Consider the following 24,471-nt stretch of genomic DNA (forward strand, 5'->3'; position numbering starts at 1 on the left):
ATTTATTCCTTAAGCGGCCTTGAGAACCTGAGCCGCCTCTGCCCTGGCAATGGCCTCGAGCAGACGCCGGGGCGTCAGCGGGGTATGAGCAACTTCCGCGCCCAGCCCTTGCAGCGCGTCGTTTACCGCGTTGAAAATGGCGGCCGGCGGCGCAATCGCACCGCCTTCACCCATTCCCTTGGCGCCGAACTCGGTGTGCGGTGAGGGGGTCTCAAAATGATGAATGCGCATGCGCGGAACTTCCGTGGCGCCCGGCAACATGTAATCCGCCAAGGTCGATGCCAGCGGCTGGCCGTTGGCGTCATACGGCGTCTCCTCGTACAGGGCGGTGCCTATGCCCTGCGCGACCCCGCCATAGGTCTGACCTTCGACGATCAAGGGGTTGATCATGGTGCCGCAGTCTTCGACGATGACGTAATCGAGAATTTCAACGTGCCCCGTTTCGGGATCTACGGCAACCGTGACCGCATGGCTGGCGTAAGTGAAGGCACCGGTGTCTACCTTCGGCTTGAATCCGGTGGTGGTCTCCAGGCCACCCTGATCAACGTCGGCAGGCAGCCTGTCAGGGCGCAGATACCAGGCCTCGGCGATTTCGGAGATGGCTACGCTGCCAGCGGGGCCGACAACCCGGCCATTCACCAGCGCCACATCCTCTGGTTTGGCGCCCAACAAATGAGCGCCGATTCGCTTGATACGCGGGGCCAGAACTTTACAGGCACGCGACACCGCGCCTCCCGACATCACCAGCGAGCGTGAAGCGTAGGTTCCCGTGGAGTAAGGTGTCTGTGCCGTATCCCCGTGGACCAAGCGCATGCGAGAGATATCGATCCCCAGGATTTCGTGAGCGATCTGCGCGAAGCTGGTTTCCATGCCCTGGCCGTGCGAATGCACGCCAACGCGCATCTCCAGCCCACCGTCGGGCGTAACGCGCACGGTGGCGGAGTCGAAACCCGGGATGACCGGCGTGCCCCAAGCGGCAAAAACGGAGGTGCCATGGGCCGACTGCTCGGTGTAGGTGGCAAAGCCCATGCCGATAAGCCGGCCGTCCGGCTCCACCTGGCGCTGCCGCTCACGCACCGCTTCGAAGTCGATCATCTCGCGAGCCTTCAAAAGGCTGGCGGGATAGTCACCGCTGTCCAGATGTTTGTTGGTGACATTGACGTAGGGCATGAGCTCTGCCGGCACCAGATTTTCCAGCCGTACTTCCCAGGGCTCACGGCCGACCGCGCGGGCCACCGCGTCTATCGTCAGCTCCATGGCGAAACAAACGCCTGTGCGCGCCACGCCGCGGTAGGGCACGAAGCCGGGTTTGTTGGTTGCCACGCATTCCGTCACGCAGCGATAACCGCGGAAGGCATAGGGACCAGGAAGGTTGCCTATCGCCTGCCCTGGTTCCAGGCCAATGGTGAAAGGCCAGACAGAATATGCGCCGCCGTCGATGACGATGTGCGCGTCTAGCGCCAGTATCTTGCCGCGCTCGTCGGCATAGGCCGTCATGTCGTAGTGATGCTCCCGCGTATTGGCACCAGCGATCAGATGTTCGCGGCGATCTTCCAGGTAGCGAAAGGGTTTACGATGGGTCTTGGCAAGCCAGGCGACGCACAATTCCTCTTGTTGCAGCACGCATTTATAGCCAAACGCGCCGCCCACATCTGGCGCGACGACGCGAACCTGCCCCTGGTCCATGCCAAGGCACTTGGCCAGGATGGTGCGTATCATGTGCGGCACCTGGGTGGCGGTGTAGACCACCAGCATGTCGGCCTGATGATCCCAGTACGCCAGCACGGCCTTGCCTTCCATAGGCACCATGCAATGGCGCGCTAGGTCGATGGAGCGCCTGACGACCAGTTTTGCCTGGCTGGCAAGTTCGTCGAACTTCGTGTCGGCCTTCAGCGTCAGGAAGTTGTGATGTGTCCAGTCCTCATGGATGAAGTCCGCGGTGGCCGCTTTCGCCGTGGTTGCGTCGGCATAGACCGGCAGATCCTCGAATTCGAGTTCTATGGTCTCGGCAATGTCTTCGGCCTCTGCGCGGGTAGGTGCAAAAGCCAGAGCGACCGGCTCGCCCACGAAACGCACTTTGCCCGAGGCCAGCGGGGGCTGGGCTGACGACTGGTAGGTCGGAAGCGCTGATTCGGCGACGATGTCGAGGACATCGCCCATGGACTCGCGCAGCACGACGCGGCTGGCGGTTTCGGGCGCCAGCGTGGTGCTGATGATGCGGGCATGAGCGAACGGGCTACGCAGGAAGGCGACCTCACTCAGCTCCGGCATGTGCATATCGGCCACGAACTGACCACGACCGTTCAGATGCCGACCGTCTTCCTTGCGCTCCACTCGCGCGCCCACACCCTGGCTCGCCGGCTTGGCAGGATCGGTTTGACTGTGTTGCATTTTTTTGTCTCCGGTGAGCTATTTGGGATCGCTGGCGGCGCCGCCGCCGAACATCTTGGACGGATCCTCACGTTCAGTGGGTGTGTCTTCCGAGCGCTCGGGACTATTTTGGAAGTTGAGCTGCACCTTGTCGGTGTCCACCACCACCTCCTTGTCGAGGAAAAAGGTGACCGTCTGCGGCACGAAGATTACTACGGCAACGAGTATCAGCTGCATGAAGACCCACGGAATGGCTCCGAGGTAGATGTCCCTTGATTGCACCTTGTGCGGCAGCTTTCCTTCCTTGTGCAGCGTGTCGGAAATGCCACGTAGGTAGAAAAGGGAAAATCCGAACGGTGGATGCATGAAGCTGGTTTGCATGTTCACGCAGATAAGCACGCCAAACCAGACCAGGTCTATGCCGAGCTTTTGCGCGACCGGGCCCAACAAGGGCAGGATGATGAAGGCAATCTCGAAAAAGTCGAGAAAAAATGCCAGGAAGAAAATGAACACGTTGACCGCGATCAGGAAGCCCACCTGGCCGCCAGGCAAATCGGCCAGCATGTGTTCTATCCATACACCGCCGCTGACACCTTGAAACACCAGGGAAAAGGCGCGTGATCCAATCAGGATGAACACCACCATCGCTGTCATGCGCATGGTCGAGGTCATGGCACTTTGCAGCAGCGGCCAGGACAGGCGGCCATGCACCGCCGCCAGCAGGAACGCACCAAGCGCTCCCATGGCGCCGGCCTCGGTTGGCGTGGCGATGGCTTCGTCAATACCCGGCAGGCCGCCCATAGACCCCAGCACGGCGAAGATAAGGAAGGCTGAAGGGATGATGCCGCGCAGGCATTTGGACCATAGCGCCCAGCCATTGAGCGTGCGCGCCTCTTTTGGTATGCCCGGCACATCCTGCGGCCGGAAGCGGCCAAGAAGAAATGTGTAAAGAACGAAGAGGAAAACCTGGATGATGGCAGGTCCCCACGCGCCCTTGTACATGTCGCCCACAGAGCGGCCGAGCTGGTCGGCCAACACAATCAGACACAGTGAGGGAGGAACAATCTGCGTGATCGTTCCAGATGCCGCCAACACGCCGGTGGCGTAACGCATGTTGTAGCCATAGCGCATCATCACCGGCAGCGAAATCATCGCCATGGCAATCACCTGGCCGGCCACGGTACCCGTGATCGCGCCCAGAATGAAGCCCACAATAATGACTGAATAGCCCAGACCACCGCGCACAGGACCGAAGAGTTGGCCCATCGAATCGAGCATGTCCTCGGCCAGGCCGCAGCGTTCAAGAACGCATCCCATCAGGGTGAAAAAGGGAATCGCCAGCAAAAGGTCGTTCGACAAGATGCCGAAGACGTTCAGAGGAAGGGCCGAAATGAATCCGGCCGGAAACCATCCCATGTAGATGGCAACACCGCCGCTGGCAACGCCAAGCGCGGCCAGCGAAAACGCCACTGGGAAGCCAAGCAGCAAAATGGCCACCAGGGCCGCGAACATCATCGGTGGAAATACTTCGAGGCTCATTGCAGGGGCTTTTCGTAGTGAAGGTTCATCTCATAGCGGTTCTGTAACCACAGAACCCGTTTCGCGATCTCGCTGACCGCCTGAAGCACCAAAAGACCGAACCCCAAGGGCAGCAGTGCCATCGCGGGCCAGCGAATCAATCCTCCGGCATTGGGTGAGGACTCACCCGAACTGAGCATGTCAACAAACAGCGGCCAGGACAGGTAGGTGAGAAGGGCCATGATCGGCAACAAGAAGACGATCAGACCAAAAATGTCCATATAAACCTGGCGGCGCGCCGACCAGCGTCCATAGAAAAGGTCGACTCGAACATGTTCGTTGAGTCGGAGCACTTGCGCGGCGCCAAGCATCACGCCCGCGCCAAAGAGATACCACTGGATCTCAAGCCATCCGTTGGAGCTGATGCCAATACCGTAGCGGACCAGCGCGTTGCCACCGCTGATCACGCAAGCCAGCAGTAAAGCCCACTTTGCGATGACACCGGCAAAGTCGGTCAAATGGTCTATGCCGCGCACCCAGCCAGGCAGCGCGCGGTCATTGGGGGTTATCGTTTTCATGTGGGGCGATCAATCATTCAAGGGGCGCCTGCGAATGGGCGCCCCTTGCGGCACTTGGCCGTTTTTTTACTTGGTGACGTTTGCGAACGTGTAGTTGTCCAGCTCGGCCTCTGCAACGCGGAACCAACTGGCCTGATCACGGCGGTACTTGAGCCAGCTCGGCAACATTGCCTTGAAGTCAGGGTTGGCTTCCGAAAGTTCGTTCATCAGTTCGTTGGAAGCCTTGAAGGCGGCGTCCATCACGGGCTTGGGGAAGTAGGACAGCTTGGCACCTTGGCCGACCAGCTTTTTGATCGCCTCGGGATTGCGGTTGTCGTAGTCAGCAATCATCTTCATGGTCTGTTCGTTGCAGGCACATTCGAAGGCGGCTTTGTACGAAGGCGGCAACGCGTCCCAGGCCTTGCTATTGACCATCGCGGTGATCGAAGCGCTGCCTTCCCACCAGCCGGGCGAGTAGTAAAAGGGAGCAACCTTGTTCAGGCCAAGCTTGGCATCGTCATAGGGGCCGATCCATTCGGCTGCATCGATGGTGCCCTTTTCGAGCGAAGGGTAGATATCGGCCGCTGGAATCTGCTGCGGGACGGCGCCAAGCTTTGACAGCACCATGCCGCCTATCCCGCCGATGCGCATCTTCAGTCCCTTGAGGTCCGCCAAAGTCTTAATTTGTTTGCGGTACCAGCCACCCATTTGGACGCCAACGTTGCCGCACACAAAGTTGGTGATGCCCATCTTCTTGTACATCTCCCGCACCAGCGGCATGCCACCGCCGAACTGCATCCAGGCGTTGTGCTGGCGAGCGTTCAAGCCGAAAGGCAAGCCGGTGTCGAAAGCCACAGCCGTGTTCTTGCCCACAAAAGCCGATGCCAGTACGTGGTTCACCTCGATGGTCCCGTTACTCACAGCTTCCATGTTTTGTGCCGGGGGAACGACCTCGCCGCCAGCAAAGCACTGAATCTGAAACTTGCCGTCAGTCAACTCGGAGACCCGTTTGCACAGATGTTCGGCCGAACCGTACATTGTGTCCAGGCTTTTAGGCCAGCTGGTGGACATGCGCCACTTGATGCTGGGCGTGGATTGCGCCATGGCCGGGGCTGCGATAGCGCCCAGAACGCCAACCATGGCGGTTTTATCGAGGAAGGCACGTCGCTGCATGTGAACTCCAGAAAAAGTATGGATTGACGGCTTGCCCAAGGCCGTTTTATCTGTAGTTTTGGGCTATTTACCGTCAGCATACTGAGTGTATTGAGTCATGTCAACAGGGTTTTTACACAGGGACTCACCTGATTTCCGAATGCACCAACTCAGGAATCTAAAAATCAAAATTTGCACCACTACAGAGCGCAAATTGATGATTCAATGAGAATTTTTTAACTCCTGACTGAATCAGCCCCCGAGAAAACCCTAATACTTAATGGAAGCACAATCTGTTGACGATCGTCAGTATAGTGATGATAATTCAAACTCCTTCAACACAAAGACTCACCATGACTTGGACCAAGATTGCAACCGCCGATCAGGTCGGCGAAGACGAAGTGGTCGCCGTTGTAATCGGCGATCTGAAGCTCGCGCTGTTTAACAGTGGCGGCGGCTTCCACGTCACCGACAACATCTGCACCCATCAATACGCGCTGCTCTCCGAGGGCTATGTAGAAGATGGTTGTGTTGAATGCCCGCTGCACCAGGCACGCTTCGATCTGAAGACGGGCGTCGCCATGTGCGCCCCCGCCACCCAGCCGATCCGCGTGTATCCGGTGAAGGTCGAGGGCGCTGACATCCTGGTGGACGCGTGATGGATACCGATCACACTGGCGTTCTGATCATCGGCGCCGGCCAGGCCGGCGCGACGGCTGCAGCAGCGCTTCGAGACTTCGGCTACCAGGATCGAATTCTTGTTGTGGGATCAGAGCAGCCGCTACCCTATGAACGCCCACCCTTGTCCAAAACCATGCTTTCGGGTTCGGGCGCGGTTGCAGACATCCTGGTCCATCCGACAGGATTCCACAAAGAAAAATCTATCGAGACCCTGCTTGAGGCGGAGGTTGCCTCCCTGGACGTTCAGGGGCACACCGCTCTGCTGAAAAGCGGGAAGACGATCACCTGGCAGCAGTGTCTGATCGCCACCGGCGGCAAGGCCAGGACCATCGCCGGCCTGACGCCTGGCACGGCCCACATTCATTACCTGCGCACCATCGCAGACGCCCTACGCCTGCGCGAAGAGATGCGCCAATGCCGTTCGGTACTGATCGTAGGCGGAGGATTCCTGGGGCTGGAAGTGGCCTCAACCGCCCGCTCCATGGGCTTGTCAGCCACCGTGCTTGAGGGCGCCGACCGCGTGCTCGGTCGAGCCGTGCCGCCAGACATGTCAGCCTGGCTGCGCCAATCCATCACAGACGCTGGCGTGGACCTGCAACTCAACGCCCGCTGCGAATCCTTTGATGTTCGCGCCGACGGTGTCAGCATTGGCCTAGCTGGCGGCGAGACCTTATCCGCGGACATGATGGTCGTAGCCATTGGGCTGGAGCCCGAGGTGGCGATGGCAAGTCGCGCGGGTCTTTCCATTCATTCGGGCAACGGCGGCATCTGTGTCGACGCGCAATGCATGACCAGCGCCCCGGACGTCTATGCGGCAGGCGATTGCAGCAGTCAGACCCACCCCTTCATCGGATCTGAGATACGCCTGGAGTCCTGGCAAAACGCCAACGAGCAGGCTAGGCTGGCTGCTGCCGCGATCGCTGGCGTGCCTACCGCCCCCCTGAACGCACCCTGGTTCTGGAGCGACCAGTTTGGCAACAACCTCCAGATCCTGGGCATGCCTGTGGCCGGCCTGCGGTATCACCGCCGCGGAGAGTTCAGCAACCCCGACACGGCGCCGAAATTCATGCTGCTGGGCACCAATGAAGCAGACCAGATCCTGCACGCCATCGCCCTCAACGCCGGCGGCGACCTACGTCAGCTCAAGCCACTGATAGACAGCAAGACGCCTTGCGATCCGATTTCTCTTTGCGACGCCACGGCGCCGCTTCGCCCCCTTGTCCGCGCCGCCTTGGCACGAACACCCACTCTCACCGTTTCCTGAACCGGAGCCAGGTATGCACAGCACCCACGCCGTCCTCAACCGCACCGTCCGATCCAAGGACGCAGACCTCTCGGCCTGCGTTTGGCCAGAAGACGCGATGCATTTCATTCCAGACTGGGTCTACACCAATGAAGCGGTGTATGGCAAAGAGATGGAGCTCATCTTCCGGGGTCGCACCTGGAACTACGTCGCTTTGGAGGCAGAGATCCCCGATTCCGGCGATTACAAACGCTCCTATGTCGGAGACACCCCGGTCGTCGTCTCGCGCGCAGAGGACGGATCTATCAACGTGTTCGAGAACCGATGCGCACATCGAGGCGCAGAGTTCTGCCGTCACGGTCAGGGCAATGTCAAAGAATTTGTCTGCCCCTACCACCAATGGTCTTACGACCTGAAGGGCAACCTGCAGGGCGTACCGTTCAAACGCGGCGTCAACAAGACCGGCGGCATGCCCAAGGACTTCAAGAACGAAGAGCACGGCCTCAAAAAATTGTTCGTCACCAGCCATCGCGGCGTGGTTTTCGCATCCTACTCGGCGGACGTCGAGCCTATCGAGGAATACCTCGGCCCGGAGATGCTGAAGGACTTCGACGTCGTCTTCAACGGCCGGAAGCTGAAGATTCTTGGCTACTACAAAAATGAGTTGCCATGCAACTGGAAGATGTACCACGAGAACCTGAAGGACCCGTATCACGCGACGCTGCTGCACTCCTTTTTGGTGGTTTTTGGCCTGCTGGTTGCGGGCAACAAGTCGGCCATGATTGCCGACAGCAAACACTGCCGCCACGGCACCATGGCTTCGGCCAAATCCGAAGACAAATATGCCGTTGTCAGCAGCGAGAACAAAAAAGAGATGCGCTCCTTCCACGAAGGCATGCACCTGCGCGACGACCGCTTTCTCGAGTTCGTGAAGGAGTTCGATTCCGAGTGGTCGGTGACCATGCAAACCGTTTGGCCGAATCTGGTGGTCCAGCGCGAAATGAACACGCTGGGCGTTCGCCAGATTGTTCCCAACGGCCCCAACAGCATGCTGATGCAGTGGACCATGTTCGGCTATGAAGACGACACCGAGGAGATGACGCAGCACCGCCTGCGCCAGGGTAATCTGATGGGGCCGGCCGGTTTCCTCGGCCTTGAGGACAACGAGGCCATGAAGTTTGTGCAGGAAGGCGTGCGCCGCTCCAGCAGCAACACCAACGTCATCAAGCTGGACGCCGACCGTGTCGGCACTTCCGAAACACTCATTTCCGAGGCATGCATACGCGGGATGTACCAGTACTACCGCCAAGTGATGGGATTCTGACCATGATCGAGCAAGCATCCATTCTTTTTCGTCCGCGCAAGATTTCGCTAGAGCGCTCCGCCGCGCTAGCGCGTGAGGTAGAAGCCTTCAACGCCGAGTACTGCGCTGTTCTGGACGCCGGCCTGGTCGAACAGTGGCCTGATTTTTTCACCGAGAACGGGATTTACCGCATCACGGCGCGTGAGAACGCCGAGCTCAACATGCCGGTTGGCCTGGTCTACGCACACGGTCGGAACATGATGATCGATAGAGCCATCGCGATCTCGCGCACCCAGATGTTCGCCCCTCGCTACAACCTCCACCTGGTCAGCAACACGCGGGTGACCGACGAAGCACAAGACGGCAGCATCGAGGCGCAGGCCAACTTTGTGCTGCTGCAAACCCTGGTCGAAGGCCCCAGCACCATTCACATGGCCGGCACCTTTTATGACCACCTGGTACGCAAGGAAGGTGGCCTGCTGCTCAAGGAGCGCCAGGCCATCTACGACACCACGATCATTGCCAACGACCTGGTCTACCCCTTGTGATGTCTAGCCTGCCCAGCCCATCAGATGCCGCGCAGGATGGTGCGGCTGTACTGGTTGTTGGCTTCGACGAGGCGGCGCAAGAGGTCCAGGAGGATGGCTTTCTCCGCCGGTCGCAACGGTTCGAGCAGACGCTCCTGGGCGCGCGTCATATCGCCATGCAATTCGGCAACACGGGCTTGACCCTGGGCTGTCAGCTGCACATGACGCGTACGGCGGTCAGAGGGATTGGGTCGGCGCTCCAGCAGCCCACGCTCCTCGAGCCGCTTGACGACATCGGCGGTGGTGGTGCGATCAAGTCCCACCTCCTGCCCCAGCGCCGTCTGGTCCAGACCAGGCAGCGCCGCCACGGCACTCATCAAACCGTACTGCACCGGTGTGATGTTCGTCGACTTGAACTCCTCCATAAACATGGCGACGTGGATCTGGTGGAGTCGGCGGATCAAAAAGCCCGGTCGCGCGAAAAGCGCCTCCTTGGCTGGATCGATATCCCGTTCAGGTTTGGAAATCACCGCAAGCCCTCCAATATGTTAGTACGCTGACGATTGTATCTGTAACAAAATTCTAGGTCGACCTATTTTCTCTTGATAAATATCAATGAACTATCAAATTCACAGAAAAAAACATGCGTAGTTCATACATAACATCTTCGTAATTTCCAGGAGCCTTCATGAACAGAATCAAAAAAATTGCCTTTGAAGAACACTTCATGGCACCCGGCTTTGAACGCTATTCAAAAGCGTTTCTGCAGTTCATCGATCCGGCCACCGCCGCCGATCTGGGGCGGCGCTTGACGGACATCGACACGCTGCGCTTGGAAGAAATGGACAAGGCCGGCATTGCACTGACCATCCTTTCCCAGACCGGACCGGGCGTCCAGGGTGAGGCGGACACAGCAACAGCCATCCGGGGTGCAACGGAGAACAACGACTATCTGGCGTCCCGCATTGCCAAACATCCGACCCGTTTTGCAGGCTTTGCCGCCTTGCCCATGCAGGACCCTCAACAAGCCGCCAAGGAGCTGGAACGCGCGGTAGTCCAGCTGGGGTTCAAGGGCGCATTGGTCAACGGTCATAGCCAAGGCCGTTACTACGATGACCCTGCCTACGATGTTGTCTGGGAGCGCCTGGAGGCACTCGACGTACCACTGTATCTGCACCCGATCGACTTCCCGCAAGTGCCGCAGACACTCGCGGGCTTTCCCGTGATCCAGGGCGCGGCATGGGGCTGGGGAGTCGAAACCGGCTCTCACGCCCTGCGACTCCTTTTCTCCGGCGTCTTCGATCGCTTCCCCAAGCTAAAGCTGATCATCGGCCACATGGGCGAAGGCCTGCCCTTCCAGCGCTGGCGCTTCGACAGCCGCTTTTCCGCCTACCCGTTCGGCGTGAAGCTCCAGCGCAAGCCGTCGGAATACATCGGCAGCAACATCCTCATCACCACCTCAGGCGTTTGCTCCGAAGCCGCACTGAAGGGCGCCATCGCCGAGATGGGCGCCGAAGCGGTGATGTTCTCTGTTGACTATCCCTACGAATCCACGGCGATCGCGGCCGACTTTATCGAAAAGTCCGACCTCGACGACGCCACGCGCGCATTGGTCTGCCACGGCAATGCAGAGCGGATTTTCAAGCTCACCTCCAACTAAAACCGACACCCCCAAGGAGTAACTCAAATGAATCGCAACTACCGCATTGGTCAGATCGTGCCCAGCTCGAACACCACCATGGAAACGGAGATCCCGGCCATGCTACGTCTGCGCGAGCAGATCCGGCCCGAGCGTTTTACCTTCCATTCCAGCCGCATGCGCATGAAGACCGTGCAAAAGGACGAGCTGGCCGCCATGGACGGTGAATCCGACCGCTGCGCCCTCGAGCTCAGCGATGCACGCGTCGATGTTTTGGGCTATGCCTGCCTAGTGGCCATCATGGCCATGGGCCATGGCTATCACCGCCGCTCGCAAGAGCGACTGACGGCGCATACGGAAAAGAACGATGGCAAGGCGCCTGTCATCACCAGCGCCGGCGCGCTGATCGACGGCCTGAAAGTTCTCGGGGCCAAGCGTGTCGCCCTGGTGGCGCCCTACATGCTGCCCCTAACCGAACTCGTCGTGGACTACATCCGGAACGAAGGCTTCGAGGTCTCGGACTGGACCGCGCTGCAAATTCCCGACAACCTCGAAGTGGGTCGCCACGATCCCTCACGCCTGCCGGCCATCGTGCAAAAACTCAAGACCGACGACGTTGACGTCATCGTGCTGTCCGCCTGCGTGCAGATGCCCTCGCTCCCGGTGATCGCCCAGGTCGAGGCGATGACGGGCAAGCCGGTCATCACCGCCGCCGTCGCCACCACTTACGCGATGCTAAAGGCGCTCAAGCTCGAGCCTATCGTCCCCGGCGCAGGTGCCCTGCTCTCCGGCGCTTACTGAGAACAGCGCCCCAATGCCTAATACCTCCCACTTCCTCTATGGCGCCAACGTGCGCGCCAACGGCATTCGTCAGCACTACTTGCGTTATGGTGGCCAGGGGCCGACGGTGGTCATCGTGCCGGGCATCACCAGCCCGGCCGTGACCTGGGGCTTTGTCGCCGAACGCTTTGGCCGGCACTTTGACACCTACGTGCTTGACGTGCGTGGGCGCGGTCTTTCGGAAGCCTCCGCTTCGCTGAACTACGGCCTCGACGCCTGCGCGGCCGATGTGGCGGCATTTACCGAAGCCCTCGGCTTGGGCTCCTACCAGCTCGTCGGGCACTCCATGGGCGCACGCATAGGCATCCGCTTGGCCCACAAGCATCCGCAAGGGCTGGATAAGCTTGTCCTCATCGACCCACCGGTCTCCGGTCCGGGTCGCCGTCGTTACCCTTCGCAACTGCCTTGGTACATCGATTCGATCCGCCTCGCACAAGGCGGCATCACGATAGAGCAGATGCGCCAGTTTTGCCCGACCTGGACAGAAGAGCAGCTTCGCTTGCGCGCCGAATGGCTTCAGACTTGCGACGAACGCGCCATCGTCACGACATTTGACGGCTTCCACCAGGACGACATCCATGCCGATGTACCGCATGTCAAGGTACCTACGCTGCTGATGGTGGCGGGTCGCGGCGGCGTGATTCAAGCCGAGGACCAAAAGGAACTTGAGCAGCTGTTGCCCGGGCTTCAGCTCGCCCACGTGCCGAACGCCGGCCACATGATTCCCTGGGACGATGAAGAAGGCTTTTATGCGGCTTTCGGCAACTTCCTTGGGCACGCCCTGACGCCGGCCAACGCGGCCTGAACGCCCCTTTACTCTCTCCCACTCCAAGGAGTACACATGCCCGTCAGCAACTACCAATTGGTCACCGCCTGGAAGCAGGTCTTGACCCTCTCCAAGCTAGAACCCGGCCAGACCGTGACCATTCTGACCGGGGCCGCGACGCATCCACAGACCCTGGAATGCGCCTTGATCGCCACTCAGGAGATGGGCGCGATTGTCAACCGGCTGGACTTGCCGCCCGTCAATGGCGAGAAAGCCCATAGCCGCGACAGTCTCGCCTATCTCGGCACCACGCCTCTCACGGGCAACCCGGCCGCCATCGCTGCGCTAACCGCCAGCGACCTGGTGCTCGATTTGATGACGCTGTTGTTCTCCCCCGAGCAGCACGCCATTCTGTCGACCGGCACCAAGATCCTGCTGGCCGTAGAGCCGCCCGAAGTACTGGTACGCCTGGTGCCCACCGAGGCGGACCGGACCCGTGTGAAAACGGCTGCCGCCCGCATCGACAAATCCAGGGAAATGCACATCACCTCTGCCGCGGGTACAGACCTGCGCTGCAAGCTGGGTGAATTCCCCGTGATCAGCGAGTATGGATTCGTGGATGAACCTGGCCGATGGGACCACTGGCCGAGTGGTTTTGCCCTGACCTTCCCCGATGAGGGCGGAAGCAATGGCTCCATCGTGATCGACAAGGGTGACATCCTGCTTCCGCAAAAGCGGTATTGCAGTGAGCGCATTGTCCTGACCGTGGAGAACGGCTACGCCACCAAGATAGAAGGCGGCATTGATGCCGAGTTGCTGAACGACTACATGGCCGCTTTCAACGATCCGGAGTCTTTTGCCATCTCCCACATTGGCTGGGGTCTGCAATCACGCGCGCGCTGGTCCACGCTGGGGCTGTATGACCGCGAGGCCACGATTGGCATGGACGCTCGCGCCTTCGAAGGCAACTTCCTGTTCTCGCTTGGGCCTAACAACGAGGCCGGTGGTAGCCGCACCACCACTTGCCACATCGATATTCCCCTGCGCAAGTGCACGGTTCGCCTCGACGGCGAAGACGTCGTGCGCGAAGGTAAGGTTTTGGACCAATGAAAGGCGCTTCAAATATGCACGTCGACCTCCCCACCTACGCGAAACAGGGCTTTGGCGCTGAGCTTCCGCTGCAAGCGCCCTACGGCCTGCTGATCGTCGATTTCGTCAATGGCTTTGCCGATCCTGCAATTTTTGGCGGCGGCAATATTCCCGCGGCCATCTCCAATACGGTACCGCTGTTGCAGGCCGCACGCGAACGCGGCTGGGCCATTGCCCACAGCCGTATCGTCTATGCGGACGACGGAGCCGACCACAACATCTTCTCTCTGAAGGTACCTGCCATGTTGACGCTGAAGGAGCAGGAACACCGCAGCGCCATCGTGCCCGAACTGGCGCCGGCCGCTGGTGAACTGGTGGTGCGCAAGACGGTGCCCTCCGCCTTCTTCGGCACACCACTCGCACAATGGCTGACCCAGCGGGGGGTGCAAACCTTGGTGGTGGCGGGTGCGGTGACAAGCGGTTGTGTGCGTGCCAGCGTGGTGGATGCAATGTCCTGGGGTTTCCGACCGGTCGTCCTCAGCGACTGTGTGGGCGATCGGGCCATCGCACCGCACGATGCCAGCATCTTCGACATGGGGCAGAAGTACGCCGCCGTGATGACGCGTGACGAGGCGCTGACAAGATGTCAGCCAACGGAATCGCGCGTCGCCTGAACCAAGCTTCGGAATGCTCAAACTCAACTTGAAGAGCCTCCTCGCGCTGCTTCGCTCCCCGGCTCACACCGGGGGTGAAGCAAGCGAAACAGCTGAAACGGCGCCCACGGCATCGGCCCAGGTTCGAGTCTGCTGTCTGGCCGCGCTATTAAGCTGTGCGATTGCCCCGCCTTGCAACGCTGGGGACGCTACCGATGCCGTTTTTGGTCAGATCGCCTCGGTCACCAATCCAGCCTCCAAGGCAAATGCCGAGGCACTCATCACCGGCATCCACGCTTATTTCGGGCAAGTCAATGCCAAGGGCGGAATCAGAGGACGACAACTGAAGTTGAAATTGCTCGACGACGGCCTTCAGGCCTCCAGAATGGCAGAGCTGACCGGCACCCTGGTTGCCGATCCATCCGTGCTGGGCCTGCTCGGCTACCTGAACACACCAGGCCTTCAAGCATTGGCGGACCAGCAGACTTTCGCCCGCGACAGCATCGCCCTTATCGCGCCACTTCAGGGCGATCGTCGCGTCGTGAGCGCGGAAAATGTCTTCCCGCTGAGAAGCGGCTACGCAGACGAGATCGAGGCATTGCTCAAGGAGCTCAAACGCTGGGACAAGGACCGCATCAGCATCGTCAATATGACGAGTTCATTCGCCCCTTCGGTCGCTGACCTGGCTGCCCAACGAGCGGAGCAGCGCGGCATCAAGGTGCTGGCGCGCCCTGTCGTGGACGCTGCCAATGCAGCCTCTGTGCAAGCGGCTGTAACTCAAGTCCGAGCCGTTGATCCCAAGGCGATTTTGCTCATCGCATCCGGCAAGCCAGCATTCGACTTTATCAACGCAGTGCGTAACGACACGGGAGCGCATATCCCGATTTATGGCTTGTCGGTCCTGCTGCATGGGGAACTTGTCAAAGCGGTAGGCTTGCAGAAGGCGCGCGGCATCGTCCTGAGCCAAGCAACACCTTACCCATTTATCCCCTATCAAGCCGTGGTCACCGAGTACCAAGCGGCAATGAAAACCTTTTCGCCGGACGTCCCCTTGTCCTTCGCCTCTCTAGAGGGCTACCTGGGAGCGAAGATAGCGGCGGAAGCCCTGCGGCGCGCCGGCGATCAACCCACACGCGCAAAAGTCCTTTCGGCGCTGCGCAACTTTGGCGAATACGACTTGGGCGGCTATTCAGTCAAGTACCTGCCAGGCGCGCGTCGCGGTTGGGAGTCTGTCGATCTCACCCTGATCGATGCACGCGGTGGATTGGCGCGATGAGCGGCCTGGCGAGCGTAAGCACATGAGCACGTCGGCAAGCTGCTGCGTCAGCTGCCGTTAAACTTGGACTGAACCCAGAAGGACACCGGCACCATGGAAGATCTCGACACTCTGGTCCTGCGCACTGCGCTGGGCTGGCAGGCCTCAGGCCTGCCCGTGGTGCTCGTCACCGTTGCGCGAACCTGGGGTTCCTCGCCCCGGCCGCCCGGCTCGCTCATGGCCATCAATGGCAGGGGCGAGACGGTCGGCTCAGTGTCGGGCGGCTGCATTGAGGATGACCTGATCCAGCGCATCCGGGAAGGCGGCGTGCAGGCGGCCTGCGCTACGCTCACGCCCGCCGTACTGCGTTATGGCATCTCGGCCGATGAGGCGCACCGCTTCGGTCTGCCCTGTGGCGGTACGGTAGAACTGGTGCTGGAGCCAGTATCAAGTCACAGCCGGCTGGACGAATTGCTACTGGCCTGTCAACAGCGGCGTAGCACCGAGCGGACACTGGACCTGCGCACGGGCCGGGTGGCTCTGCACGAAGGCCAGCGCGACGGTGTGCCCCGGCTGGACGACCGCCACCTCACCACCTACCTAGGGCCCCAGGCACGCCTCATCATGATCGGTGCTGGAGACCTTTCGCGCTTCATGTGCCAGATGGCGCTAAGCCTGGGTTTCGAGGTCATCGTCTGCGACCCGCGCGAGGAACACCGCGCCAATTGGCAGATGGACGGCGTGGTGCTCAGCCATGAGATGCCCGACGACCTGATCCTGCGGCTGCGGCCCGACGCGCGAACCGCTGTCGTGGCCCTGACGCACGACCCAAAACTGGACGACTTGGCCCTGATTGATGCGCTGCAGTCCGAGGCCTTCTATGTCGGCGCAATCGGTTCACGCCGTAACAGCGCGCATCGCCGCGAGCGACTGCACACACATTTCGACCTGCCGGAAGCAACATTGCAGGCTCTGCACGGACCGGCAGGCCTGTACATCGGCAGCAAGACACCCGCCGAGATCGCCTTGTCTATCATGGCCGAGGTGGTGGCGGCGAAGAACGGTATCTGCAGGCCTTCACCCACGGCCGTTGCGGCAGGCAAGTCACTGCACGCCTCCAGCGACCATCAGGCCTTGACGGCTTCCAGCTGCGCTTTCTAGGTATGGGCCAGGAAGACGATGCCATCCGCAGTCGGCCCGGCGAAGCAAGTTCCCCGGCATCGTCGGCGCCAACGGCGGCCACCATCCTGGCAGCAGGCCTTGGCCGCCGACTTGGCGGTCGTCCCAAGGCTGCGCTGCAAATCGACGGCACAAGCCTGCTGGAACGGTTGGTCAGAACGCTACGCGATGCAGGAATCCAAGACATCAATGTCGTGATTGGCCCCTACCAAAATACCCTTTTGCCTTTGGTGAAGCGCTGCGACGCTCAGGCCCTGATACATGACCGGCCCGACACCTTGCTGGTCGAATCGCAACGCCTCGCAATACGGAGCCATGTGGACCGGAGTGACGGCCATGACTTGTTGGTGATGCTGGCCGACCTACCCTTGCTCACCGTGGAAGAAGTCCGATTACTACTGGACACCTGGCGGTCTCGCCCAGCCAACATCCAGGCACAGATGCCTATGGTTGACGGGGTGCGCGGGCACCCGCTGTTATTGTCTTGGTCTGCCGTTGAGCAGGTGGCCGCCACACCGCCATTGATGGGCATTCGCGACTGGCTGGCCAGCCATTCCGACCTTGTCAAGCCCCTGGTCACCAAGCAGCGTTCTTACATCACCGACCTGGACACCCCGGACGACCTGGTTGCGCTGCAGACTTTGCTCCATCCACAACGGGTAGACTGGCCTGCGCCGTGGGGATGAATCCATTTCGCTGCGTGCTCCAGACCCAAACAGCGGCTTACCCGCCTATTTACCCAAGAGCTATCTCAGCAAACGCTGGCTGCCTTTGAAGGCTGGTTCGCCCGCTCGGCTATCACAGTTGATTCGACTACCTGAACGATCTGCCAACCGCCGCACGTGTCGTCATTTCATATTCAACACGAGAAGTAATGCGCTCAAATTGCTTGCAAGCATCTGTCGAAGTCCATATCCAGTACGGGTCTCGGGCTCTGTCGTTAGAGGAGTCGGGGCCACCGGCCGCAATCGCGACTTAACGACTGCCCTGCATCACTCATTTACAGGTGTGTTTACGACTTTAAAAAGCCCGTGAAAAATTCACCTTCCCGCTAATCAGCATGGATGCTAGAGCCGTCTTTACGACTTTAGTTGCGCTGATCGCAATGAATAAAGTACGTCGAGCGTAAGCGGATTCAGTATGGGCAAGTGCAATACGCTGACGACCTGAACTGAGTCGGACTCCACCCCCGAGGTCTTGAGCCGCCGGATGTCGTCGCTCAGTTAGTGCCAGCACAGAACACCCAACGACGCCTGAACCCAGCTAGACATCCAGGGATTCGGTTGCTTAACCCTGCATCTTTCCCAGACCGCCTAGACTCCACTTATAAATCGGGGTTTGTTGTTCAAACAAGCTGGGCCAACTCTTTACGGTTTTCGGGGTTGGCCCAAAAACTTACCCCCTATGGCCCAATCGGATGGCTGGACATCCACAAACACTACATGCACAGATTCGGGTGTGCAAGCGCAGTGTTTGATCAGGGACTGGGTGACATCATCGGCCACCTTTTGCTTTTGTTCTTGGCTGCGGCCAGAAGAGAGTTCGATTTTGATGACGGGCATGGGGTAATAACTCGTAGTGGTTGGAAATCAGGCCTGCTGGAAATACAGGTGCGCGCCGCAGGCATCTTCGGGATTGACGGCCAGCTGGCCATCGACCTTGCGAAAACGGATGGCGTTGTCCTGAAACGTCTTTTCGGTGATCTGGATGTCTTTGACGAGGAGCGTGGCCGCGGCCATGTAAGCGTCGCCGCGTGCAGGCTGCGCATCGCCCCGACGCTCGACTTCCTCTGGCGAAATGAGCTCCACATCGGCGCCTTCACCAAAGTCCAGAAAAATGCGATTTTCTTCGCGCTTGACGTTTTCCCCGCCCAGCAGACGCGTGTAGGCGGCCTGTGCCGCGTCGAAATCACGCACCACCCCCACGAGCCGGCCAAAGGAAATCACGCCATTCGGGTGGTCGAGCCAACCTGGCTGGCGCAACTCGTTCGGCGTCAGGTGTTCGCAAAGATTGGCATGGGTCAGACCTGGATAAAGATCGTGGGCCAGCATCACCGTCTTGAAATGCAAGTCCAGTGTCTTGTCTTCCAAGGCCAGTTTGCGGTTCAGATGCTTGGGTGGCTCGATCCCGACACCCGTGGCAATAGCCTCGGCATAGCTTTCGTCTGCATTCTTGGAGTTGAACGCAACGCCACACAGGCCCTCACCATGCACCAGAAACTTATCCAAACCCGCCAAGAATTTGGTGGGATCGCCTACGCCGCGAATTTCCAAGTAGTCGTCGGAAAACATGATGCACACGTTTGCCGTCCCCCATTCACGGTGGCGACCAAGGGGCGGGACGATAAACCCCAATTTCTTGTATTGCTCACGGGTAGGTTCCAGGTTATTTACTGCCACCACCGGATGATCAACTCTTCCAACTTTTGCCGTCATGTCAAATACTCAATCGTTTAAAAAAATGAAATATTAAATTCTTGCCCCAAATCCTTGAATCACGGCATTGGTACAAGAATCCTAAAATCTTCTAGAAAATCAAATGAGGACTTTAGAAGGCATGCTTGATACCAAAATCCATCCCTTTGGATACCGTGCCATCCATCTGTGGGCCAGGCCCTACGACAAAGGTTGCTCCACCCTTATTCTTGATATACGCCACGTTGGTATACAACGAGGTACGCTTGGAAAGGTCATACGCATAACCAACCGCCAGCTTGTTGGCCTTATTAGTCAGGCCATCGACTTCATACTCACCCCCCTTGCCGATCGAATGGGCAAAGTTCACTTTCAGCGTCCCTTGGCCCATCGGAATCAGGCCGCCGACGTTGTAGCGGTTTTCGGATGCGCTCGTGTACTTCAGCTGAGACCAGCCCGCATAGAGCTTGAACACGCCAAAGTCATAGTTGCCCGCCAGTGCAGAGGTTTTTACCGAACCCTGTGCCACCTTGGTCTGACCGTAAGCCCCGCCCACATCGAGCGGGCCAGACTTGTAACCCACTAGGCCACCAGCGTGGCCACTACCATCCACGCCTTCAGGAGCGGCCCACGACACTTGTCCATAGACACCACCTAGGTTGTTCGGCAGAAAATAGGTGGCTGAATTGTCGAGACGATAGTGGGTGCTATAGGCCGCGCCATTGATCTTAGCCGTCGAGAAAATGGAGTCGATGGCAGGCATGCCGGAGTTTCCAAATGGATCCGCCAGCAGCGTCGCCACGCGGTACGCGGGTGTGAAATCACGACCCAAGCGGACTTCACCAAAGCCGCCCGTCAAGCTGACCGTGGAGCGACGCCCCCAGAACTTTCCGCTCACCTCGCCTGTATCGGAGTTGAACTGGTTTTCAAGCCAGAAGCTTGCCGCCAATCCCCCCCCTAAATCTTCAGAACCTTTGATGCCGAAGCGACTAGCTGCAAGACCCCCAGAGGCCACCTGCACCATTGAATTGGTGCCATTCTTGACATAGCGGACACCCGCATCAACGATACCGAACAAATTGACATTCGACTGGGCTGATGCCTCACCCACCAAAGCACACAAAACAGCCAGGCAAAGTACAGAGCGTTTCATCTTTATATCCTCAGAGCTTATTTACGAACAACAAAAGAAACAAAAAATAGTTCAATTTCAGTTAGGAATCCAAAAATGGATCCATAGAATAGAAAAATTTTGATACGAAATTGAATGACATTCAGACCAACGAAGCGTCCATGGGAAATGTGCTGCTATCGACCCGTGGAACAAACTTCACTTTGGCTTTGGTCGCCCAAGTGTTATTGGGGTAATACAAAGGAATAATCCCTTGATCGTCAACTATCGCGGTCTGCGTCGCCTGCTGCAGCAACCGCGCACGGGCGCCGGCATTCACGGTGCGAATCGCTTTTTGCAGCAGCGCATCCACCGCCTGGTTGCTGTAGCGGCCACGGTTCGATGAGCCAAAACCCGACTTCTTGTCCGACGTCGCCAACAGCCCCTTCAATGCGCCGGAAGGTTCGACCGAAGCCCAGCCCACCTGGATGACACTGAACTCCGGCTCGCCATTGCTGCCGCTTGAAGCGCGCGCAAAGAACTCGTTGGAAGACAGGGAGACCGGCACCGCATCAATACCTACCTTCTTCAGACCCGATGCAATCGCCTGGAGCACTGCTTCATCGTTGACGTAGCGCCCCTTGGTCCCGTGCATCACCAGGCGGAAACCGTCCGGATAGCCGGCCGCTTTCAGCAACTCCAAGGCCCCTGCCGGGTCATAAGGCGTGGCTTGCAAGTCTGGCAAAGTTCCTTCAAAGGACGCAGGCAGCAATTGCGCCGCAGCTGTTGCCGAGTCTTGCAATATGCTTTTCACGATGGATGCACGATCGATGGCCATAGACATGGCTTTGCGCACACGCACATCCCGCAATGGGTTTCCGATGGTTCCGCCTTGCTTGTCCGTGATGTAAGGGGTCACCGGCCGAGCCTGGTCCATGTGCAGAAAAAGCAGGAAATTGCTGGCAGTCTCCGACAAGGAAACGCCTGGCGCCGCACGCAATCCCGCGATGCTCGAAGGTGGAACCTGGTCGATAAGCTGCGCATTCCCCGTGAGCAAAGCGTTGACCCGGTCTTTACCATCCGCTTTCAAAACAACTTCGACGCTGCGCCAGGAAGAGCGGCCAGCCCAGTGACGGTCAAACGCTTCATAGCGAATGCTTTTACCCTTGGTCCAGGCCACGAAGCGGAAAGGACCGGTTCCCACCACGCCAACGCCAGCATTGAAACTTTCGGTCGTTGCCATGCCCGACACGCGCTTGGACAGAATGGGGATATTGGCCAGATCGTAGATCAGCAGCGGCGATGGGCCTTTGGTCTCCACGCGCAGCGTGAGATCGTCCACCGCCGTGATGGTCGCTATTGACTGGCTGTAGACCCCCATCGAAGACGGGCTGTTCGGCATGGCCGTGGCCCTTTCCAGCGAGAAGATCACATCCTGCGCAGTAAATGGCGTGCCATCGTGAAACAGCACCTGGGGTCGCAACTCGATTTCCCAGACATTTTCTGCCGTCGCGCGCCAGGCTTTTGCCAGCGCAGGCTGGAGATCCAGCTGAGGGCCATACATTGCCAGCGGCTCGAACACCGGCATATGGGCCTGCCGGTTGGGACCGAAGTATTGGAAATGCGGATCGAACGCGCTGGGCTCCGTTGCCGACGCGATTTGCAGGTGCTGCACATCGACCGACTGCGCACTGGCCCCGTGACCCCAGAGGGCGGCAAACGAAGCCATGGAAAGCAACATTCCCCGCCGCCCCATCCCCCCTGCACTTGTCTCCATGTTCTTATTATTTTTCATGGCTCACTCAGGCTTGATATTGGCGGACTTTGCCACTTCCTGCATGCTGGCACGTTCCTTGGCAATGAAGTCTTCCAACTCCTTGCCCGTCATCTTCTGCGGCACCAGTCCCAGGGCTTCAATTTTTTTCTGGTAGGAAGGATTGGCATAGAGGCTCTTCATTGCGTCGGTGAGCTTTTGGACAATGGCTTGCGGCGTTTTGTTGGACACTGCCAATACCGTCCAGCCAGACAGGTTGAAATTCGGATAACCCGATTCGGCAATCGTCGGCACACGCGGTAACTCCACCGTGCGCTTTTCGGTGGTGACAGCCAGCGGACGGATTTTCCCGGAATTGATCAGACCCATGGAAGCAATCGAGGTATAGAAAATACCTTCGACATCGCCGCTCATGGTGGCCGTCAATGCCATAGGGCCATCCTTGAATGGCACGTGCAGCAACTCCACGCCCGCTGCATGCGCCAGCAGCTTGCCGGCCATGTCGCCCGTCGAGCCCACGCCCGACGACGCGTAGGTCACAGAGCCGGGTTTTTCTTTGGCCGCCTTGACGAAATCTGCGAAAGTCTTGTACTTCGAAGTCGAAGACACCAACAGATAGCTAGGCATCGCTCCTGTGGCCGCGATATAGCTGAAAGAATTGGGGTCATAGGGTAGCTTCTGGTAGAGGATGCTGTTGAGCGAAAAAGTCGCGTTCGTTCCCAGCAAAATGGTATAGCCGTCGGCCGGGCTTTTTTCCACCGCCTGCGCCCCGAGCGAGGTTCCAGCACCTGGCTTGGGCTCAACAATCACGGGCTGCCCCAATTTTTCCGACAAACCTTGGGCCACCACGCGTCCCAGCAAATCCGTGGCGCTTCCTGGCGCAAACGGAACAATCACCCGTATGGGCTTGGTGGGATAGCTTTGCGCTACGGCATGTCCGCTGATGGCAAGTGCCAGCGCTGCCAAAACTGCTTTGATCATTGATGTCTCCTGTGTGGTTTTAAATAAGTCGACTTACTGAACATTCAGACTGGGCAAGCGCTTGAAAAATGCGCCCGCCTTCATCCCGGCGATGATCTTTGAATCAGAATCCACTAACACTGAAATATCTGAATATGGATCGCCGTCCACGATCAAGAGATCGGCATGCGCGCCTGGAACAATCTCTCCGAGCTTTTTTTCTTGGCGCAGGATTTTGGCGTTCACCACGGTGGCCGAGCGAATTACATCCGCGTTGGTCAAGACACTTGCGGTCAAACGCAATGCCTCTGTTTGGAAACTCTGCGTGTGCATGGACAGGTCGGTACCAAATCCAATCTGCACACCTGCGGCTTTGTAAACTTTCAACGCATTCAGACCAGCCACACGCACGCGCTCGTTTTTCTCCATGCTGGACGGCGACTTTCCAGAGGCAGCACCGAGCCGGTGGTTGGCCTCATGAACAATCGGTGTAGGTACCACAAAGGTTCCGCGCTCAGCCATCATGGCCGCGGTTTCTTCGCTCACAAAATTCCCGTGCTCAATGGTTCGAATGCCGTTGAGTACCGCGCGGCGGATCGCCACGTCGGAATAGGCGTGCGCACACACATACGAACCCCAGCGCTCCGCCTCTTCCACGCAAGCCAGTATTTCGTCATTCCGGTACTGGATGCTGTCCAGTGGATCATTCGGCGAGGCAACACCGCCGCTCAACATGATCTTGATGTGGTCCGCACCCAGGCGCAGTTGCTCGCGCGTGGCCTTGATGACTTCGGGCACGCCATCGGCCAAAGTGCTGAACAGCGCAAGACCGGTACAGCAGGCGCAGCCAAAATCCGATTCGGCCCGGCCGCGAAAATCACCGTGCCCGCCGGTTTGGCTGATAGCTTTTCCACCCACGAACAAACGCGGCGATTCGATATAGCCGGCTTGCTCCGCATCACGCATGCCGTAATCGCCGCCCGCCACATCGCGCACTGTCGTGAATCCGCGGTGGAGCATTTCCCGGATCACCTTGGTGGATTTGGCTGCTGCATAAGTTTGCGGCACACCGGCCAGCGCCGCGATGTTCATCTCGTTCATGAAAATATGAACGTGCGCATCAATCAGGCCTGGCATAACCGTCAAGCCTGTGGCGTCGATTTTTTCGGCATCCGGGCATTCGATGGTCGATTCGGAAACTTCCTGAATCAAACCATCCACCACCAGAATGTCCACCACCGGACCCAAGCTATCTTGATGGGGGTTCAGCAGCCGCCCGCCAGAGATCAGATATCTAGTGCTCATATTTTCTCCTTTTGTCATTGAAAGTTTCTTCAGCCAATCCACGCTATGTCTGGCTGTTCTGCAATCCCATCCACCCCATGCACGGTTTGCTGCAGGATCAAATTTATCCATTCCAAGTTAAAACCCAGCGCCCAA

The 24,471-nt window shown here is 58.8% G+C and carries 23 protein-coding genes; 12 read left to right on the top strand and 11 right to left on the bottom strand.

The genetic code is table 11. From position 1 onward, the window contains the following. Positions 1 to 9 precede the first annotated feature (9 nt). The 4 genes from BM160_RS18645 to BM160_RS18660 all read right to left on the bottom strand — a co-directional run bounded on the left by BM160_RS18645 (position 10) and on the right by BM160_RS18660 (position 5,618). On the bottom strand, positions 10 to 2,391 hold the full coding sequence (locus BM160_RS18645; RefSeq protein WP_092007677.1) for a xanthine dehydrogenase family protein molybdopterin-binding subunit: 2,382 nt from the start codon (positions 2,389 to 2,391) through the stop codon (positions 10 to 12). 18 nt (positions 2,392 to 2,409) lie between these two features. Continuing rightward, complete coding sequence (locus BM160_RS18650) at positions 2,410 to 3,909, bottom strand: TRAP transporter large permease (protein WP_092007678.1); 1,500 nt, start codon at positions 3,907 to 3,909, stop codon at positions 2,410 to 2,412. Further along, entirely contained in the window at positions 3,906 to 4,466 is a 561-nt protein-coding gene (locus BM160_RS18655) for a TRAP transporter small permease subunit (RefSeq protein ID WP_092007679.1), read from the bottom strand. The genes BM160_RS18650 and BM160_RS18655 overlap by 4 nt, the downstream gene beginning before the upstream one ends. A 66-nt stretch (positions 4,467 to 4,532) precedes the next feature. Further along, positions 4,533 to 5,618, bottom strand: coding sequence for a TRAP transporter substrate-binding protein (locus BM160_RS18660; protein ID WP_092007680.1), 1,086 nt, complete (start codon positions 5,616 to 5,618; stop codon positions 4,533 to 4,535). Between the two features lie 332 nt (positions 5,619 to 5,950). Here BM160_RS18660 and BM160_RS18665 point away from each other — a divergent pair, with 332 nt between their 5' ends. From BM160_RS18665 to BM160_RS18680, 4 genes are read left to right on the top strand one after another with little or no spacing between them, the layout of a single operon-like run. Next, complete coding sequence (locus BM160_RS18665; protein WP_092007681.1) at positions 5,951 to 6,256, top strand: non-heme iron oxygenase ferredoxin subunit; 306 nt, start codon at positions 5,951 to 5,953, stop codon at positions 6,254 to 6,256. Beyond that, positions 6,256 to 7,542 carry an NAD(P)/FAD-dependent oxidoreductase gene (locus BM160_RS18670; protein WP_092007682.1) on the top strand — a complete coding sequence of 429 codons (1,287 nt, stop codon included), beginning with the start codon at positions 6,256 to 6,258 and terminating at the stop codon, positions 7,540 to 7,542. The genes BM160_RS18665 and BM160_RS18670 overlap by 1 nt, the downstream gene beginning before the upstream one ends. Positions 7,543 to 7,555: 13 nt before the next feature. Next, positions 7,556 to 8,845, top strand: coding sequence for an aromatic ring-hydroxylating dioxygenase subunit alpha (locus tag BM160_RS18675; RefSeq protein WP_092007683.1), 1,290 nt, complete (start codon positions 7,556 to 7,558; stop codon positions 8,843 to 8,845). A 2-nt stretch (positions 8,846 to 8,847) separates the two neighbouring features. Next, the gene (locus BM160_RS18680; protein WP_092007684.1) at positions 8,848 to 9,372 is read left to right on the top strand and encodes an aromatic-ring-hydroxylating dioxygenase subunit beta; all 525 of its coding nucleotides are present in this window, start codon (positions 8,848 to 8,850) and stop codon (positions 9,370 to 9,372) included. Between the two features lie 20 nt (positions 9,373 to 9,392). Here the strand turns inward: BM160_RS18680 and BM160_RS18685 are convergent, their stop codons facing one another. Further along, positions 9,393 to 9,881, bottom strand: a complete 489-nt coding sequence (locus BM160_RS18685; RefSeq protein WP_255369000.1) for a MarR family winged helix-turn-helix transcriptional regulator — start codon at positions 9,879 to 9,881, stop codon at positions 9,393 to 9,395. A gap of 158 nt (positions 9,882 to 10,039) precedes the next feature. Between BM160_RS18685 and BM160_RS18690 the strand changes: the two genes are divergently transcribed. The 8 genes from BM160_RS18690 (at position 10,040) to BM160_RS18725 (ending at position 17,458) form a co-directional block, all read left to right on the top strand. Continuing rightward, positions 10,040 to 11,011: an amidohydrolase family protein gene (locus BM160_RS18690; protein WP_092007685.1), complete on the top strand. Its 972-nt coding sequence runs from the start codon at positions 10,040 to 10,042 to the stop codon at positions 11,009 to 11,011. 27 nt (positions 11,012 to 11,038) lie between these two features. Next, complete coding sequence (locus tag BM160_RS18695; protein WP_092007686.1) at positions 11,039 to 11,791, top strand: maleate cis-trans isomerase family protein; 753 nt, start codon at positions 11,039 to 11,041, stop codon at positions 11,789 to 11,791. A gap of 13 nt (positions 11,792 to 11,804) precedes the next feature. Further along, positions 11,805 to 12,635 (top strand): alpha/beta fold hydrolase, encoded by an 831-nt coding sequence (locus tag BM160_RS18700; protein ID WP_092007687.1) that lies wholly within the window; start codon positions 11,805 to 11,807, stop codon positions 12,633 to 12,635. A 36-nt stretch (positions 12,636 to 12,671) separates the two neighbouring features. Further along, entirely contained in the window at positions 12,672 to 13,706 is a 1,035-nt protein-coding gene (locus BM160_RS18705; RefSeq protein ID WP_092007688.1) for a 2,5-dihydroxypyridine 5,6-dioxygenase NicX family protein, read from the top strand. 14 nt (positions 13,707 to 13,720) lie between these two features. Beyond that, on the top strand, positions 13,721 to 14,359 hold the full coding sequence (locus BM160_RS18710) for an N-carbamoylsarcosine amidohydrolase (RefSeq protein ID WP_092007689.1): 639 nt from the start codon (positions 13,721 to 13,723) through the stop codon (positions 14,357 to 14,359). 13 nt (positions 14,360 to 14,372) lie between these two features. Then, the gene (locus BM160_RS18715; protein ID WP_092007690.1) at positions 14,373 to 15,614 is read left to right on the top strand and encodes an ABC transporter substrate-binding protein; all 1,242 of its coding nucleotides are present in this window, start codon (positions 14,373 to 14,375) and stop codon (positions 15,612 to 15,614) included. Positions 15,615 to 15,707: 93 nt separating this feature from the next. Further along, positions 15,708 to 16,754 (top strand): XdhC family protein, encoded by a 1,047-nt coding sequence (locus BM160_RS18720; RefSeq protein WP_092007691.1) that lies wholly within the window; start codon positions 15,708 to 15,710, stop codon positions 16,752 to 16,754. A gap of 2 nt (positions 16,755 to 16,756) precedes the next feature. Then, positions 16,757 to 17,458 carry a nucleotidyltransferase family protein gene (locus BM160_RS18725; RefSeq protein ID WP_092007692.1) on the top strand — a complete coding sequence of 234 codons (702 nt, stop codon included), beginning with the start codon at positions 16,757 to 16,759 and terminating at the stop codon, positions 17,456 to 17,458. A gap of 681 nt (positions 17,459 to 18,139) precedes the next feature. On the opposite strand, the gene BM160_RS23175 is transcribed toward BM160_RS18725, so the two are convergent. From BM160_RS23175 to BM160_RS18755, 6 genes are all read right to left on the bottom strand, one after another. Next, entirely contained in the window at positions 18,140 to 18,334 is a 195-nt protein-coding gene (locus BM160_RS23175) for a tautomerase family protein (protein ID WP_092007693.1), read from the bottom strand. A gap of 27 nt (positions 18,335 to 18,361) precedes the next feature. Then, entirely contained in the window at positions 18,362 to 19,207 is an 846-nt protein-coding gene (locus BM160_RS18735; protein WP_092007694.1) for a VOC family protein, read from the bottom strand. 112 nt (positions 19,208 to 19,319) lie between these two features. Further along, positions 19,320 to 20,339, bottom strand: a complete 1,020-nt coding sequence (locus BM160_RS18740) for a porin (RefSeq protein WP_092007695.1) — start codon at positions 20,337 to 20,339, stop codon at positions 19,320 to 19,322. Between the two features lie 121 nt (positions 20,340 to 20,460). Further along, positions 20,461 to 22,092, bottom strand: coding sequence for an ABC transporter substrate-binding protein (locus BM160_RS18745; protein ID WP_092007696.1), 1,632 nt, complete (start codon positions 22,090 to 22,092; stop codon positions 20,461 to 20,463). 3 nt (positions 22,093 to 22,095) lie between these two features. Beyond that, positions 22,096 to 23,052: a Bug family tripartite tricarboxylate transporter substrate binding protein gene (locus BM160_RS18750; protein ID WP_092007697.1), complete on the bottom strand. Its 957-nt coding sequence runs from the start codon at positions 23,050 to 23,052 to the stop codon at positions 22,096 to 22,098. Positions 23,053 to 23,085: 33 nt separating this feature from the next. Continuing rightward, a complete protein-coding gene (locus tag BM160_RS18755) occupies positions 23,086 to 24,336 on the bottom strand; it encodes a metal-dependent hydrolase family protein (protein WP_177219073.1) in 1,251 nt (416 codons plus the stop codon). Positions 24,337 to 24,471: the final 135 nt, after the last annotated feature.

The organism is Polaromonas sp. OV174 (assembly GCF_900112285.1).
Classification (GTDB): Bacteria; Pseudomonadota; Gammaproteobacteria; order Burkholderiales; family Burkholderiaceae_C; genus Polaromonas.

Excerpts from the sequence above, each read along its gene's own strand:
- BM160_RS18645 (WP_092007677.1), bottom strand. The coding sequence starts at position 2,391 with ATGCAACACAGTCAAACCGATCCTGCCAAGCCGGCGAGCCAGGGTGTG.
- BM160_RS18650 (WP_092007678.1), bottom strand. The coding sequence starts at position 3,909 with ATGAGCCTCGAAGTATTTCCACCGATGATGTTCGCGGCCCTGGTGGCC.
- BM160_RS18655 (WP_092007679.1), bottom strand. The coding sequence starts at position 4,466 with ATGAAAACGATAACCCCCAATGACCGCGCGCTGCCTGGCTGGGTGCGC.
- BM160_RS18660 (WP_092007680.1), bottom strand. The coding sequence starts at position 5,618 with ATGCAGCGACGTGCCTTCCTCGATAAAACCGCCATGGTTGGCGTTCTG.
- BM160_RS18665 (WP_092007681.1), top strand. The coding sequence starts at position 5,951 with ATGACTTGGACCAAGATTGCAACCGCCGATCAGGTCGGCGAAGACGAA.
- BM160_RS18670 (WP_092007682.1), top strand. The coding sequence starts at position 6,256 with ATGGATACCGATCACACTGGCGTTCTGATCATCGGCGCCGGCCAGGCC.
- BM160_RS18675 (WP_092007683.1), top strand. The coding sequence starts at position 7,556 with ATGCACAGCACCCACGCCGTCCTCAACCGCACCGTCCGATCCAAGGAC.
- BM160_RS18680 (WP_092007684.1), top strand. The coding sequence starts at position 8,848 with ATGATCGAGCAAGCATCCATTCTTTTTCGTCCGCGCAAGATTTCGCTA.
- BM160_RS18690 (WP_092007685.1), top strand. The coding sequence starts at position 10,040 with ATGAACAGAATCAAAAAAATTGCCTTTGAAGAACACTTCATGGCACCC.
- BM160_RS18695 (WP_092007686.1), top strand. The coding sequence starts at position 11,039 with ATGAATCGCAACTACCGCATTGGTCAGATCGTGCCCAGCTCGAACACC.
- BM160_RS18700 (WP_092007687.1), top strand. The coding sequence starts at position 11,805 with ATGCCTAATACCTCCCACTTCCTCTATGGCGCCAACGTGCGCGCCAAC.
- BM160_RS18705 (WP_092007688.1), top strand. The coding sequence starts at position 12,672 with ATGCCCGTCAGCAACTACCAATTGGTCACCGCCTGGAAGCAGGTCTTG.
- BM160_RS18710 (WP_092007689.1), top strand. The coding sequence starts at position 13,721 with ATGCACGTCGACCTCCCCACCTACGCGAAACAGGGCTTTGGCGCTGAG.
- BM160_RS18715 (WP_092007690.1), top strand. The coding sequence starts at position 14,373 with ATGCTCAAACTCAACTTGAAGAGCCTCCTCGCGCTGCTTCGCTCCCCG.
- BM160_RS18720 (WP_092007691.1), top strand. The coding sequence starts at position 15,708 with ATGGAAGATCTCGACACTCTGGTCCTGCGCACTGCGCTGGGCTGGCAG.
- BM160_RS18725 (WP_092007692.1), top strand. The coding sequence starts at position 16,757 with ATGGGCCAGGAAGACGATGCCATCCGCAGTCGGCCCGGCGAAGCAAGT.
- BM160_RS23175 (WP_092007693.1), bottom strand. The coding sequence starts at position 18,334 with ATGCCCGTCATCAAAATCGAACTCTCTTCTGGCCGCAGCCAAGAACAA.
- BM160_RS18735 (WP_092007694.1), bottom strand. The coding sequence starts at position 19,207 with ATGACGGCAAAAGTTGGAAGAGTTGATCATCCGGTGGTGGCAGTAAAT.
- BM160_RS18740 (WP_092007695.1), bottom strand. The coding sequence starts at position 20,339 with ATGAAACGCTCTGTACTTTGCCTGGCTGTTTTGTGTGCTTTGGTGGGT.
- BM160_RS18745 (WP_092007696.1), bottom strand. The coding sequence starts at position 22,092 with ATGAAAAATAATAAGAACATGGAGACAAGTGCAGGGGGGATGGGGCGG.
- BM160_RS18750 (WP_092007697.1), bottom strand. The coding sequence starts at position 23,052 with ATGATCAAAGCAGTTTTGGCAGCGCTGGCACTTGCCATCAGCGGACAT.
- BM160_RS18755 (WP_177219073.1), bottom strand. The coding sequence starts at position 24,336 with ATGAGCACTAGATATCTGATCTCTGGCGGGCGGCTGCTGAACCCCCAT.